At 64.2% G+C, this 14709-nt stretch carries 10 protein-coding genes and 2 pseudogenes; 6 read left to right on the top strand and 6 right to left on the bottom strand.

Annotation, left to right across the window (positions count from 1 at the left end):
• Positions 1–18: 18 nt before the first annotated feature.
• The 3 genes from HF916_RS04985 to tagF all read left to right on the top strand — a co-directional run bounded on the left by HF916_RS04985 (position 19) and on the right by tagF (position 5787).
• Complete coding sequence (locus HF916_RS04985) at positions 19–1377, top strand: DotU family type VI secretion system protein (protein WP_168788020.1); 1359 nt, start codon at positions 19–21, stop codon at positions 1375–1377.
• A gap of 40 nt (positions 1378–1417) precedes the next feature.
• On the top strand, positions 1418–5104 hold the full coding sequence (gene tssM / locus HF916_RS04980) for a type VI secretion system membrane subunit TssM (protein ID WP_168788019.1): 3687 nt from the start codon (positions 1418–1420) through the stop codon (positions 5102–5104).
• Between the two features lie 68 nt (positions 5105–5172).
• Positions 5173–5787, top strand: coding sequence for a type VI secretion system-associated protein TagF (tagF, locus tag HF916_RS04975; RefSeq protein ID WP_240975369.1), 615 nt, complete (start codon positions 5173–5175; stop codon positions 5785–5787).
• Between the two features lie 28 nt (positions 5788–5815).
• Here the strand turns inward: tagF and HF916_RS04970 are convergent, their stop codons facing one another.
• The 5 genes and pseudogenes from HF916_RS04970 to HF916_RS04955 form a co-directional block, all read right to left on the bottom strand.
• On the bottom strand, positions 5816–6664 hold the full coding sequence (locus HF916_RS04970) for a PP2C family protein-serine/threonine phosphatase (RefSeq protein WP_168788017.1): 849 nt from the start codon (positions 6662–6664) through the stop codon (positions 5816–5818).
• A 59-nt stretch (positions 6665–6723) separates the two neighbouring features.
• On the bottom strand, positions 6724–8172 hold the full coding sequence (locus HF916_RS04965; RefSeq protein ID WP_168788016.1) for a serine/threonine-protein kinase: 1449 nt from the start codon (positions 8170–8172) through the stop codon (positions 6724–6726).
• A gap of 11 nt (positions 8173–8183) precedes the next feature.
• Entirely contained in the window at positions 8184–8369 is a 186-nt protein-coding gene (locus HF916_RS51650) for a HAMP domain-containing protein (protein ID WP_346777714.1), read from the bottom strand.
• 156 nt (positions 8370–8525) lie between these two features.
• Positions 8526–8920: pseudogene (locus HF916_RS51645) on the bottom strand (Tll0287-like domain-containing protein); the annotation flags it as partial.
• A 137-nt stretch (positions 8921–9057) separates the two neighbouring features.
• Positions 9058–9981 carry a hypothetical protein gene (locus HF916_RS04955; protein WP_168788015.1) on the bottom strand — a complete coding sequence of 308 codons (924 nt, stop codon included), beginning with the start codon at positions 9979–9981 and terminating at the stop codon, positions 9058–9060.
• 294 nt (positions 9982–10275) lie between these two features.
• Between HF916_RS04955 and HF916_RS04950 the strand changes: the two genes are divergently transcribed.
• From HF916_RS04950 to HF916_RS04940, 3 genes are all read left to right on the top strand, one after another.
• Entirely contained in the window at positions 10276–10878 is a 603-nt protein-coding gene (locus HF916_RS04950) for a YceI family protein (RefSeq protein WP_206001786.1), read from the top strand.
• A gap of 134 nt (positions 10879–11012) precedes the next feature.
• The gene (locus HF916_RS04945; protein ID WP_168788013.1) at positions 11013–12248 is read left to right on the top strand and encodes a hypothetical protein; all 1236 of its coding nucleotides are present in this window, start codon (positions 11013–11015) and stop codon (positions 12246–12248) included.
• Entirely contained in the window at positions 12221–13840 is a 1620-nt protein-coding gene (locus HF916_RS04940) for a hypothetical protein (protein WP_168788012.1), read from the top strand. Before HF916_RS04945 ends, HF916_RS04940 begins: the two co-directional genes overlap by 28 nt.
• Before the next feature lie 428 nt (positions 13841–14268).
• On the opposite strand, the pseudogene HF916_RS04935 reads toward HF916_RS04940, so the two are convergent.
• Positions 14269–14415, bottom strand: a pseudogene (locus tag HF916_RS04935) (IS3 family transposase); the annotation flags it as partial.
• Positions 14416–14709: the final 294 nt, after the last annotated feature.

Here is a 14709-nt window from a genome sequence, read left to right as displayed (position 1 = left end):
TCGCATAAGGAACCGATCGTGAATACTCCGTCTCCCTGGCCGCTCGACGCCGTCTCCGACGAAACCATCCTGATACCGCAGCCGGGCGGGCGGCGCGCGTCTGCAATCAGCTCGCCCGTTGTCGCGCCGTCTGGCGTGCCGGCCAATGTGGCGCCGATGCGCGCCGCGCCGTCCGGCGCCGGTCACGCGGAGCGCGCGCCGCTCATCGCAACGGCTAGCGGCTTGAACCCACTGGTTCGCTCGGCCAATCCGCTGCTCGACCTCGCATTGCCGCTGCGCACCTTGCCTGCGTGCGCCGATGTCGAAGGGTTGCGTGTGCAACTGCTGCAGATGGTGAAGGTTTTCGAAGCCGAGGCCCGCGCGAGCGGCTACGACACCGAACGGCTCGCCGCCGCTCGCTATTGCCTGTGCACCTGCATCGACGAAGCCATCTCGGGCACGCCGTGGGGCAGCGGCATGTGGGCGAGCCGCAGCCTGCTGGTGACCTTTCATAACGAAGCATCCGGCGGCGAGCGCTTCTTTCTGATCCTGCAACGGCTCGCACAGGACCCGGCGCGCAACGTGGATGTGCTCGAACTGATCTACGTGATGCTGTCGCTGGGCTTCGAGGGCCGCTATCGGCTGCTGGAGGGCGGCCGGGCGCAGCTCGAGTCGGTGCGCGAGCGCCTCGCGCAGATCATCCGTGTACAGCGCGGTTCGTTCGAAGCGGAGCTGTCAGTGCATTGGCAGCCCGTGCAGCGTGCGCGCCGCTCGCTGACGCAACGGGTGCCGCTGTGGGTCGCAGCCGCATTGGCCGGTGTGGTGCTGGTGGCGACGCATCTTGCACTCGGTGTGAGTCTGAATCGCGCCTCGGACCCGGTCTTCAATGCGTTCAATGGCATTCGCGTGAGCGCACCGCCGCTGATGCCGGCCGTCGCTGCGGCGCAGCCGGCCGCGACGGCGAAGCTCGCGACCTTTCTCGCGCCGGAGATCGCGCAGGGTCTTGTCACGGTGCGCGATAGCGCCGACCGCTCGGTGGTCACCATCAATGGCGATGGCCTGTTTGCGTCGGGCAGCGCGGTGCTGGAAGCAGCCTACCAACCGCTGGTGACACGCATTGCGCAAGCGCTGCAAGCGGTGCCCGGCAAAGTCGTCGTGACCGGTCACACCGACAATCAGCCGCCGTTGTCGACACGCTTTCCGTCGAACTGGAATCTGTCGCAGGCGCGCGCCGACAGCGTGCGGAACCTGCTTGCCGCCATCACCGGCACGCCGGCGCGTTTGAGCGCGGAAGGGCGCGGCGACGCCGAGCCGCTTGCGTCCAATGACACCGCTGCCGGCCGTGCGAAGAACCGGCGCGTCGAGATCACCTTGCTGGCACCAGGAGCGTCGTCATGACGCGCGGCTGCAATTCCATGACCTGTGCGGGAGTCGTCGCATGAAAAAGCTTGCTCGCTGGATCAAGACGGCTCAAGGCCTCACGCTGGTCGGCGTGGCCGCACTCGCGCTGGTGCTGTGGTTCGAAGGGCCGTTGGTGGCGTACAACGGCAGCGTGCCGCTGGAAACCGATCGCAGCCGCTGGGTGGCGCTCGCCTGCCTGCTGCTGGCGTGGGCGCTGGGTTGGCTCGTTCATTCGCTGGTGGCGCGGCTCGTCAATCTGCGCTTTGTCAGCGGCGTGGCGGCGCAGAACAGCGCGGCGGCGGCCGACGACGGTGGCGCGCTTGCCGCCTCGCGCGCCGCCAGCGCCGAGGCCGCGTTACTGCGGCAGCGCTTCGAGCAGGCGCTCGCGGTGCTGCGCAAGGCGCGGATGAAAGGCAGCTTCGGCAGCCAATGGCTCTATCAGTTGCCGTGGTACATGTTCATCGGTGCGCCGGGCACCGGCAAGACCACCGCATTACAGCATTCCGGGCTGCGCTTCCCGTTGCGCGATACGCTGGGCGAGGAGGCGATCGGCGGTGTCGGCGGCACGCGTCACTGCGATTGGTGGTTCACCGACGACGCCGTACTGGTCGACACCGCCGGCCGCTATACGACCCAGGATAGCGATGCGCAAGCCGATCAGTCGGCATGGAACGGCTTCCTGAGCCTGCTGCGCAAGTATCGCCCGCGCTGTCCGCTGAACGGGGTCATCGTGACGCTGTCGGCCGCGGATCTGGTGCGGCAGGACGATGCCGCGCGTGCCGCCCATGTGCGGCTGATCCGCGCCCGTCTGAACGAACTGGCGGAGCGTCTCGGTACGCGCTTTCCGGTCTATCTGGTCGTGACGAAATGCGACTTGCTGGCGGGCTTCACGGAGTTCTTCGACGACTTCGGCCAGCACGAGCGTGAACAGGTGTGGGGGATCACCTTTGCATTCGATGAAACTGCGCGTGCCGGGCAGGCGCCGGGCGCGTTTCCCGCCGAATTCGACGCGTTGGGCGTGCGGCTGCAAGTACGCGTGCTGGCCCGCATGCAGCGCGAGAGCGATGTGCGGCGGCGCGCGCTGATCTACGGCTTTCCGCAACAGTTTGCAGGTCTGCAGCCCGCGCTGCGCAGCTTCCTCGACGACGCTTTCGGCGGTACCCGGTATGACGCGCCACCATTCTTGCGCGGTGTGTACTTCACGAGCGGCACCCAGCAAGGACGGCCGATCGATCGGGCCATCGGCGCGCTTGCGCAGTCGCTCGGCCTGCGTCACGACGTCAGCGTGAATCAAGGATCGGCCGGGCGCGCGTACTTTATCAACCGGCTCCTGAAGGACGTGATCTTCAGCGAGGCTGCCTTGGCGGGCGCGAACGCGCGTTTCGAACGGCTGCGTGCGTGGCTGCAACGCGGCGCGCTAGGCGTGATCGGCGTCGTGCTGGCGCTCGCGCTGACCGGCCTTGCGATCAGCTACCAACGCAACCGCGCGTATGTGGCGGAATTCAATCAACAGATGACCCGGCTCCAGGGCCTCGCACACAGCGCCGGCGCGCAGCGCGATCCGCTTGCGTTGCTACCTTTGCTCGACGCCGCACGCGATTTGCCCGGCGGTTATGCCGATGCGGGCAAACCGGTGCCGTTGCTGACGCGGCTTTGGCTATATCAGGGAGACAAACTGGGCGCCGAGGCTCAGGTTACGTATCGCCGCCTGTTGAACGAAACGCTGTTGCCGCTGGTGGTGCAGCGTCTTGAAGACCAATTGCGGCGCGGCGCGGCGAACCCGCAGGGATACCAGTATGAAGCGTTGCGCACCTACCTGATGCTCGGCGATCCGCAACACTACGACGCGGATACGGTGCGCGCTTGGGTCGACCTCGATTGGCAGCGCGACGTCCTGCACGATGCGAGCGCGATGCAGCGCAGTGCGCTCGACGGCCATCTGGCGGCGTTGTTCGACAAGCGGCGTTTCGACCCGTCATTGCCGCTGGAGCAGCACCTGATCGAACAGGCGCGTGCTTCGCTCGGCGAGTTGCCGCTGGAACAGCGTCTGTCCAACCGCGTGCAGCGCGATCTCGAACAGGCGAGCCCCGCGCCGTTCAGCGTCAGCGCCGCAGCCGGCCCGAATGCGCCTTTGCTCCTGACACGCACGAGCGGTGCGCCGTTGACGGGCGGCGTAGCGGGTGCGTATACGCGCAACGGTTATGCGCAGTTTGTGCAGCTGCGCGAAGCGGCGCTCGCGGACGTCGCCCGGGACGCCTGGGTGCTTGGCCGGCAAGACGTAGCGCCGACGCCGGCGGGCACTGATGCATTGCGCGGCGCGCTCACCCAGCGCTATTTCAACGCCTACGATCACGCCTGGGATGGTCTGCTGGCGGACCTGAGCGTGGTGCCGTTTACGAACCTCGCCGATGGCGCGCGAATCGCCAACCAGTTGTCGGCGCATGACTCGCCGCTGCGCAATCTGATCGCGGCGACGGCTCGCGAGACCACCTTGGCGGACGTAGTGGCGCAGGCGCCTGGAATGGGCCACCGTGTGCGCGATGCGGCGACGGATGCGGCCACGAGTGCCACCGGCGAGAGCGTCGGCAAAAGTGTGGCGGGCAGTGCTTCGGGCGCGACTCTCGCCGGCGCATTCGATGCCGCGCGCAAACGCCTTGGCGCGGCGTTGGGCAACGCGCCTGACACGCAGCCGGCCAGTTCCCCAGGCGACGCTTCGCTCACCACCCCGGTCGACGCGCACTTCCAGGCGCTGCACGAATTGGCCGGCAAAGCTGCTTCGGCAGCCACTGGCGACGCCGCTGCTGCGGGTAACGCAGCGCTCGATCAAGCGCTTGCGCCGCTCAAAGACGCCGCGGTCTATCTCGACGCAGCCGACGCGGCGCGCCGGCTCGGCCAGGCCGCGCCGACGGGCGACGCATTGAGCAAGCTGAAGCTGGCCGGGCAGACGCAACCCGCGCCATTGGCGGCGATTGCAGCAACGCTGTCGGCGGCAGGCGGCGAGCTGTTGCAGGGAGGCGAGCGCGCCCGGCTCAATGCACTGTGGACGTCGAGCGTCGGACAACTGTGTCACAGCGCGCTGGACGGCCGCTACCCACTGGTACGGACTTCAACCCGCGATGCGGCTGCCGACGACTTCAGCAAGCTTTTCAGCCCAGGCGGCCTGATCGACGACTTTTTCCAGAAAAATCTCGCGAATCTCGTGGATTCGAGCATGCCGGTATGGCAATGGCGCGCGGGTGCCGTGCCGCTTGGCCTATCGCGTGACGTGCTGGCGCAATTCCAGCGCGCCGCACAGATCCGCGACGCGTTCTTCCGGAACGGTGGACGCGATGTGTCGATTCGCTTCGGCATCAAGCCGCTTTCGTTCGACCCGTCGCTCACTCAAGTGACGCTCGACTTGGACGGTCAGCAGTTGGTGGTCACGCACGACGCGCTGCAATCCGCACAATTTCAGTGGCCCAGCGGCAAGAACACCGGCCGTGCGCGGGTGGACTTCACACCGCCGCCAGTGGGGCAGATTACGTCGTTCGACGCAAGCGGTCCGTGGGCGCTGCTGCATCTTATCGACGCGGGGAAGTTGGAGACAACCTCGCAAGCGGACCGCTTCAGGCTGAGTTTCGATTCGGCGGGCCGCAAGGCGATCGTCGAACTCGACGCGTACAGCGTGGTGAATCCGTTCAGGCGTGCCGCCCTCGAACAGTTTAGCTGCCCGGCCCGTCTATGAGGTGCGGACCCGGGTCGGCCGGCTGCTTCGGCAAGGTGCGCTGCAACGGTGATTTTGTCACGAGGCGCTTGCCGCCCGAGTTCGTCGCGCGCTGGGACATGATGTTGCAGGCAGGTCTTCTGCAAGCCCGCGCCGCGCTGGGAGACGACTGGTTAAGGGCCTACCTGAGCGCGCCGCTGTGGCACTTCGTGCTTGGCGCCGAGGTGTTGGGTCCGACCGCCTGGGCCGGGGTGTTGATGCCTGGCGTGGATCGTGTCGGACGTCATTTTCCCCTCACGATCGCGGCGCCTGTGGAGGCCTGCGTGCTTTCCGCGTGGCTGCGCGAGGCGCGAACCTGGTTCATCCGCTGCGGTGAACTCGCGTTGGCCACGCTGGGTAGCGGTGTGGGGCTCGCGCAACTGGAGGCCGGGCTCGCGACCCTTGTGACGGGGACGGACAAAGACGATATGCCTGACCGGCCGCCTGGCGATGCGTTGCTCTCGAGCGTGGCGGATACGATCCGCGCCGGCACCGCCGGCAATCATGGAAACTGCGTCTGGTGGACTGACGGTGGCGAGACGCTCGCGCCGTCGATGTGCGGATGCACGGGTCTGCCGGATGCGGTGCAGATCGCGGGATTGTTTGACGGCGGCACTGCGGGTTGGCTGTGGCATGGTCCGTTGCCGGGGGAAGCGCTTGAGTGAGTATCGAAGGTCGCGGTAAGGGGCTGCGTTAAGTCTCGCCACCCGCTTCGTCGTGAAAGCAGGCTATCACCGCCGTCACATTATCTTTTCCGCCGGCATCGAGCGCGAGTTCGACCAACTGCTGGCAGCCCACCTCCAGCGTATCGACGCTCACCGCAGCCAGCACCGCTTCAATCTCATGATGCGGCACTTCGCCGTACAACCCGTCGCTGCACAACAGATAGCGGTCGCCCGGTACGCGTCGATGGGTCTCTACCACCGGCGCCACCGAAGGCAGCGGACCGAGCGCCTGCAACAACACGTTGCGCGGCGGCAAGCGATCAATGTTGCCGAGGTCGAGTGCCTGCTGATAAAGCGTCTGGTCCCGCGATAGTTGCAGCAGCGCGCCGTCGCGATAGCGGTACAGGCGGCTGTCGCCGACCTGAAACGCCACCAGCAGATCCGCTGCCGGAGGGTGCCACAGCCCGGTCACGGTTGTCCCCATGCCGCGTTCGAGGGCGCCAGGCTCACGCGTATTCAGCGCGTAAAGCGTGGCATTGGCCTGATCGAGCGCATCGAGCAGGGTGCGGATGGCGTCGAGCGCGTCATCGTGAACGGTGGCGTCAGGATCGCCCGCCGTGATCGAGCCACCGCTTGCGCGAGGCATGGCGGCACTGGCGGCGCGAACGGTCGTGGCAATGCGTTGCAAGGCGGTCTCGCTGGCCAGTGCGCCGCACGCGTGACCGCCCATGCCATCCGCGATGACGAGCAGGCCGAGCGCCGGGTCGATCAGGAAATGGTCTTCGTTGGCCCGGCGCACGCGCCCTGGATCGGACAAGCCGCACGCTGTGCAGTGGCTGAAGCGATAGAGCATGGGCAACGGTATGGCGGAATGCATGCGCGGTTCTCCAGCGGGGCCACCGTCGCCTCGACGTGGCCGGTTAGGTCAATAGGGACTCAGTCCGTCCTCAATCCGGTTGCACGCAAGAAGCTGGCGCGATCGTGGTCATTGGAAATCGCGCTGGCGAGCCGCTGTTGCAGCATCCGCAGATCGAGTGCCCGGGGGGCCTCCCGTTTGGCGATGAGGTGCGCGATCGGTCCGAGATACACGGCGAGTTGCAGCGCAGCGGCGCGGATTTGTTCAGGTGTCGGCGTCGTTGCAGACGTTGATGCAGACATTGAAGTCCCGTCGCGCTGCGCGGATTGCGGCTGCAAGGTTCGCTGGCTCGTATCGGTGCGCAAGGTGCCGCGCGCAGTCGCTTCCGCGAGCGTGCTAAGCCCATCGGTGAACTGCTGGCGCCCCTTGTCCGATGGAATATGAGGGACCAGCAGCGCGCGCAGCGTCGGCAAGTCTGCTGCTCGGGTCGCGGCGCGGGCGACCAGCAGGCGCGCGACCGGTCCGACCTGTGCGGCGAGACGCGCTTCAACCGCGGCCAGATCGCCAACGGGCCAAACGGTGGGGTTTATTTCACCCGCGGCGGGAGCAGACGGCGCCGCCAACGCCAATGAGGCAGTCTCGCCAGCGTCTGGCGCCGTGAGCACCGTGCGGTCATCGTCGGCCCATGCCGAATATGACGACACGCCGTTGATCGCCTCAAACACCGCTGCCCGCAGTTCGGCCGGCGTCTGGTAGCGCACGGCCCGGTCCTTCGCCAGTGCGCGCATCAGCACCGCATCGAGCGCGGCGGGCAGGGCCGGATTGCGTTGCGTGGGCGGCAGCGGCGTGTCGCGCAGAACCTGCTGCATCACCGACGCGGGCGCTCCCGCAAACGGCCGCTGCCCGGTCAGCATCTGGTACAGCACAACTGCCGCGGAATACAGGTCCGAGCGGCCGTCCACCGAGTCGCCGCAGAACTGTTCCGGCGCCATATAGCTCGGCGTGCCCACCATCGAGCCGACCACGGTCAGCGTCGATGATTCGATATGAGCGATGCCGAAATCTGTGACTTTCAGTTGGCCGCGCGCGGTGACTAGCAGATTCGCGGGCTTGATGTCGCGATGCACGACGCCGTGCTCATGCGCGTAAGCCAGTGCGGCAAGCAGGTGCGTGAACCAGTCGAGCGCGTTGTGAAGATCGAGTGCCTCGCCCGCATCGAGCAGGGCATTGAGGCCGCGTCCGTCGACATATTCCATCGCGATGTAGGCCGTGCCGTCCGCCTCGCCGTAGTCGTAGACCGCGACGATGTTCGGCTGCGACAGGCGACCCGCCGCTTGCGCCTCGTTGCGAAAGCGCGCCATCAGGCTCGCGCGCTCACCGCTGTCGAACAGTTCGTTGCGGATCGTCTTCAAGGCGACGCGGCGCTCGATATGAGGATCGAACGCGCGATACACGACACCCATCGCGCCGACGCCGAGCGTCGTTTCGATCTGGTATTTGCCGAGCGACTTGATAAGGGCGGCGTCCATCGCGGAGTTCTTCAGGCCTCGATCATCTTGAACGCCTCGACGAGGCTGGTCTTCATCCGCGCGAACGAGGCCGCCAGCGAGGCGATCTCGTCATGCCCGCGTTCAATGAAATCCGCGCCGTCGAGCCTGCCGAGACTGACCTCGTCGGCGGCCTTCGAAAGCGAGCGAATTCGCCGCGTGACCAGTAGATGAACCATAACGTTCAGCGCAATCAGAACGCTGCCGAACACGGCAAGCAGCGACAGCAGGAATGTGCGCAGTACGGCCTGACTGCGCGCGATCGGCAACGACATCGGCACGGAGACGAAATCCGCGCCGATCGTTTCATGCATTGACCAGTTGAAGCCGTTATTCGGACCGTATTTGTCGATCAAGGTCCTGGGCGCAGCGGATGGCACACTATGGCATTCCATGCAGGCCGCATCCTGGATCCGGTTGGGGCGGGCGATATACAGATTGGGGCCGCTCGGCGTGTCGCGCATGCCGACCAGTTCTTTCAGCTCTGGCTTGTCGTGCAGCCGGCGGATCACGTCGGTCTCCCAGTCGGTCGGCGGTCGCGCGGATTGGTGGGGTTCAGCATGGTCGAGCGGTACGAATAGCCGGACAAGTGCCTTTCCAGCGACATCAATGTCTCGACCGCGGAAAAGGCCGGCACGGACTGTGGCACGAAGCTGTACTTCAACTGCGTTTCCAGCAAGGGTGTGATCTGGGTCGCGGTGTAGTTTTGCGAGGCGCTGGCCGCTTCCATCAGGACCCGTGCGTTCTGCACGGTCTCTTCGACTGCGGCGCGCTGCAGCAGGTCATTCGCGACCCAGCCGGCGCAGACGAAACCGGCTGCGAATATGCCGAGGAAAACCAGGTTGAATTTGACGCTCAGCGACAGTCTCATGAGTCCTCCGCGAACGGGAGTGGACCGCTCGGCCGATGCGGCGGCAAAGGCGGCGGCGGGCAAAGAATGGGGCGCCACTCGGGCAAGGTGTGCATATTGAGGCGGATCTGCGTGCGGAATGGCTCGGTGTGGATGAGCGCGCGAAAACGCGGCACGAAGGTGCGGTGCACCGGCAAGTTGCACGCGAGCCAGTCGGCCAGATCCGCGTAAGCAACCGGTCTTCCCTGGACCGGCGTGACGGGCTTCGTCTGGTTATGCAACGCGCGCGGAGTCAGCGGTGAGAGCGGGTCGCGAAACGTCACGGGCAATTGGTCGACGAATGCCGCGGCAGGCCGGACGGCTAGCCGCGGCGGCTTGCCAAAGTCGCGCTCCAGGTAACGGTCGGTGATGATGGTCTGCGGCGCATCCCGGGTATCGCGCATCGTCACTATCGCGCCGCCGGATTCGACAAACAGGGCGCTAGACGTACCGGTGGCGTGGGTCGCGCTTGAACCTTGCCGCAGCGCGATGTGTAGCGACGGTGTGTCAAGCAGCAACGGCCCGGTGTCGCCTGCGCCAGTTCGGGCCAGCTTGATCCATCCCGTTAGCAGTGAGAGCGAAGGCAGTGCAGACGCGTCTTCGGCGTGCGGCGGCGTGTCGATCGCGAGTTGCGTCTGCGGGCCGAGCGCCACCAGCGTGCCGGTGCCATCTTCCAGTTGTGCGCCGAGCTGGGCGTCCGTCGTGAGAATGTCGCCGGGCTGCGTGACGAGCAGCGCGTTGACCTCGAACACAGAGGTGCCGCGAATCAGCGTCACTGAGCCCTCCGGCAACAGCAACAGCGCAGCAGCATGCGTGAACGGCGTGACGCACAGGCATGCGGCCAGCATCCCGCGCCGCACCCACGGGGCGATGAATGACGTTGCGCGTTGTGAGAAGTTCATCGCCGCCGCTCCTTGAAATGAGTGGGATCACGTCGATAACAACCGGACAGCGGTTTCTATTCCATCGAAAATTTTTTTATCGTCACATGGAACAAGTACGCAAGCTCGGCTGTTTTCGGCAGGACAGGGTCGGGCAACGGAGCATCCGGCACGGCTAAGTGGCCCCCGTCGCAGTGCGAGCCCGCATCACGCGAGTTCAACACATGAACAACTTGAGGTAGACCGATTGATATTCAGGATATCGATCTATTTTCGATTACCCGGATCTCCCAGCTAATCAAAGGAACAGACACGATGAGTCACTTCATTATCCCTATTGCGGCCGCTGCGCTATGTCTCGCCGCTTCGTCGACCTATGCCGCCTGGCGAGTCGACAGTTCCCAATCGGCTCTGTCCTTTGTGACCGCCAAGGCGGGCGCGCCTGGCGTTGGCGGGATCGAAGAAGTGCAGGCGTTCAAACAGGTAGACGGCTCGGTCGGCGACCCCGGCAAGCTCCAGCTCAGCGTTGACCTCGCCAGCGTCGAAACCAATATTCCGTTGCGGAACGATCGCCTGAAATATCTGCTGTTCAAGGTGGCGAGTTTTCCGCAGGCGGTGTTTACCGGTGAAGTCGATGTTCACCGCTTCGATGCGCTGCGTGTGGGCACGAGCGCCGATGTCGAGCTCACCGGTCGACTGACCATTGCCGGACAGAGCAAGCCGCTGAGCGCGAACCTGCGCGTCGTCAAGCTCGCATCGAACGCCTTGTTGGTCGGCACCCGCACACCCATCGTCGTGAATCTGAAGGATTACGGCCTGCAGGACGGAGTGGAAGCCCTGCGCTCGGTGATGAACCTGAATGTGCTGGCCAGTTCGGCACCGGTCAGTTTCTCGGTGCTATTGCGCTCCGGCAACTGAACCGGGCGTGCCGCAGCGGCACACAAGTCCTTTTATCGCGATTCAGGAGAGGGCGCTTGGGAAAACGCAGCGTCTTATCCGTCACGACTCGTCAGCTATCCCGAACGGCGGAGTCAAATTCGAGGAGAATGGAAATGAACATTTCAATGACGCATACCGACAAGCGTGCAGAGCGTGTTATCACTGTCGCGAAAGAGGGCCGACACGCCTCATTTTCAACGCGCACCAGATTGTTGTGCGTGTCGCTGCTAGCAGCGGGGCTTGTCGCTGCCTGCGGTGGCGGAGGCGGGGGCACCACCGGGACGACCGCCACCACGGCCACGCCGCCCGCGCCCGTGCTCAGTCAGGGATTGTGGGTCGCCAACGGCACCAACGTCCTCGAATTCATACCTTCGCAATTGAGCGGCGGAAGCAGTGGGGCCGTGCCGCATCTGATGAACAACAGCAGCGTGTTCGGCGCCCCGCAAGGCGTGACCTTCGCCGCCGCTGGCGACCTGTGGGTGATGGACGCCGGCACCCCCGGCGCGGCGGCTGTTCCGGCCACCGCTTCCATGCCTGCGGTGCCGGCTGTGCCCGCGAAGCCGCCCGCGTTGTATATGTTCACCGCCGCGCAACTGGCCGCACTCGGACAAAACCCCATGCCGATGCCGGCGGTCACGATCACCGGGACCAATCTGAACACGCCGCAGCAGGCCGTATTCGACCAGCAGGGCGATCTGTGGGTAGCCGACCATGGCACCAATGCCGTGTTCGTCTATGGCGCGCAGCAACTCACGACGGGCGGAAACATCACGCCCGGCGTCACGATCACTTCAAGCAACCCGTTCAACGGCGCACTGGGAATCGTGTTCGACAAGGCCGGTGATTTGTGGGTGGCCAACAACGGCAATAACGACGGCACGATCCTGTTCCGCTTCAATGCGGCCAACCTGCCGAAGGTTGGCGCAGCGGCCAGCGTGACGCTAACGCCGGATGTCGTCCTGACGAATAACAACAATTCGATTCAAGGGCCGTGGGCGCTCGCGTTCGATGCCAGCGGCAATCTGTGGTCGAGCAATGCCGGTGCGCCATTCACGCTGGTTGAATTCGCCCAGGCCAACCTGGGCGTTTCGGGCGCGCCGGCACCGGCGATCACCATTAGTCCGGCCATGGTGGGCGGCATTCCAACGCTGAACGCACCAAACGGATTGTGCTTCGACACGCTGGGCGATCTCGCCGCGGCCGATTCGGCGGGTGCCTTTGGTGTGCCTTTCTACAAGGCGGATCAACTGCTCGCGAGCGGTGCCACCGTGCCGAACACCTTCCTTGTCGGTACAGCAACCACGCTGAACGCGCCGGCCGGTTGCAACTTCGGACCGTTGGTGAACTAGGCGGCACCGCACAGCGAGCCTTGTTTTTGATTGAAGTAACGGATTGCGCCAGGAGACCTTCGATGCCTTCCAATAATTCGACGTTGCAGCAACTCGTTCCTTATGAAACCTGGATGAAAGATACCGCGTTGACCATCCAGCCGCGCGATGCCCTGCTCAAGGCGCTGGACGAGCAGATCCTGCAATACCAGCGCAATCCGACCGTCTACCGGTTCTTCGAGGTGCAAACTCACTTCAAGGCGTGGAGGGACAGCAAGGGTACGGGCAATGCGTGGAAGAAAGACCCACGTAATCACAAGCAGTGTTTCACACGGCTCGATGAGCAGTTAAGGGGATTGGGGGATACAGATGTCGCGATGGGGGCGCAGAATTTCATGGCGCCCGCGCTGATCAATTCGCGGCTCGGCGTGTTGTATCTGTTTGCCAATACGTCGATCGAGGACAGTATCTTCCAGGTCGTTCTCGAAGGAGCGTTCGACGTGACCACGGCGGGGTTGGGGACGGCGCCGGACAGCAATACGGCAGCTTCGCGCGCATCCGACGTATTGGACCTGGCGCAGAAGCCGGCCGGGATAGCGGCGGCCAAAGTCCAGGACAAGGTTACCCAGCACTTTGGCAAAAAGGTGGTTCCCGCAAGTCAGTTGACCTCGGGAGCCACGCCACCCATGCCGACCGACAGTGCGTTGCGACGCCTGTACGAGGCGATCCGCGCCAGGATCAACGATGCTGCGACCAAGCTCTGGGGCATGATCTGCGACAAGATCGCCGATATCCGCAAAGACCCCGGAGGCACCGCCCTGGATGTGCTGCCGGGGTTGCTCCGCAAGCTCGTCAACTTTCTGTGCGGCAAGCTGTTCGCGGCTGCCGCTCCGTTTATCGGTGCCGGGCTGGATGTGGCCAAGGGGATCGCTAATACCATCGATGCCGGCATCACCAAATATCGCGAGTGGGTGGCGGGGCGCGATGTTCAGATTCTGACTGGTCACCCCGGCACCATCGTCGAGGCGATCCGGCGTTCGATGTCGCTGAGCGTGGGCGAGGGCGTCTATGACATGGTCAAGGGCGGGGCGAGTCTCGGCATTCAGATTGCTTCGCAAGGTGCAGCTTCGATCGTCAGCGCGGTCGTGTCGATTCTCGAAACGCTGGCGAAGACCATCTGGAAGATCGTCGAGATCGTACGCATAAAGATGTTTTTTAGCCAGGCGCAAACGCATTGGCAAGCCCGGTATCAACGTGATGCGCTGCATACGCAGCCGATTGCCTTCAACAACTGGTTCAAGCGCTATGCGGTGTCGATTCCCGCGTTATCCGTGCTGGCGCTGAACTCCGGCATCTGCGGCGACAAAATGCATTTTCTGGCGATGTACAAGGACGATGAGGCGGTGGTCAGCCAGTCCGAGTTTACTGCCGGATGCCGCTATGTGGACGGCCTGAAGATTTGGGGGACGAGCTACCTGAACGACGCGGGCTTTAGCTTCGCATCCGAAGACAAAGTGGTGCAAGGTCTGCTGAAGCTGGCGCAAAGCCATACGGAGGAGCAGAGCAAACGGGCCAAGGCTTGGCAGGCAACGCTCGGGTTTCTGAACGGCTGACGAACGCAGCAACTGCCGCTCGACGACGCGGGGGCGCCACCCTCCGCACACGCGCCGGCCTGGATTGAGAGGCTTCAAATCCGCTCGTATCGAGTGAACTGGGCAGAGCGCGCTCGCCGAACCCTTGGTTATAGCGTGTTAGGCACTTTGTGTGAGACCTGGTATCCTGGCGGGATGAGAAGAGCAGACCGCAAAGGGTACCCGACCGATGTATCCGACGAAGAATGGTGGAGATTGACCCGATTCGACGGATAGATTTGCAGTTGAGTTTTACAGCGGAACGTGTCCTCCATTCGGTGTTGCCTCGCGGGTTGTCCACGGGCGGGCGGCGGGTCGGATATCATGACCACGATGCTGCCCGGCGGTGGCAGCCCGCCCCGCGATGGATTTTGTGTTTTTTCGTATTCCTGCTCGAATTCCATCGGCGATCAGTAGCCCAGGCTGCTGTGCAGGCGACGGATGTTGTACCACCCCTCAATGAAGCGGAAGATAGCACGCCGCGCCTGGTCTCGCGTATCAAAGCACTCGCGCATCAGCAACTCCGCTTCCAGCGTGCCGAAGAACGACTCGCACATCTCTGTGGCGGCACCGCCGCCAGGGCAATCGACAACTCATCGCCGATTGCTTGATCCCGATGGGTGTCTGGTGCGATCCGGTTCGCAACCAGCCGCGAGAAAACGGATGCGGTACCACGCCCTGCAGGCAGCCGAGGCAGATAACGGAAGGAATTTCGCCGGATTGCGATGACGATGAAAATGACCATCGTCATGGCAATCCGGCGATGGCTAAATTCGTACCTTGACTTCGGCCGACTAATGGGTATCGCGGTAAGGCAATCAAGCGAACGATGGCGACATGCTGAGGATTAC

Origin of the sequence: Paraburkholderia aromaticivorans (assembly GCF_012689525.1) — a bacterium.
GTDB lineage: Bacteria > Pseudomonadota > Gammaproteobacteria > Burkholderiales > Burkholderiaceae > Paraburkholderia > Paraburkholderia aromaticivorans_A.
The sequence above is the reverse complement of the archived record's forward strand: the minus strand, read 5'-3'. Positions and strand labels throughout refer to the sequence as shown.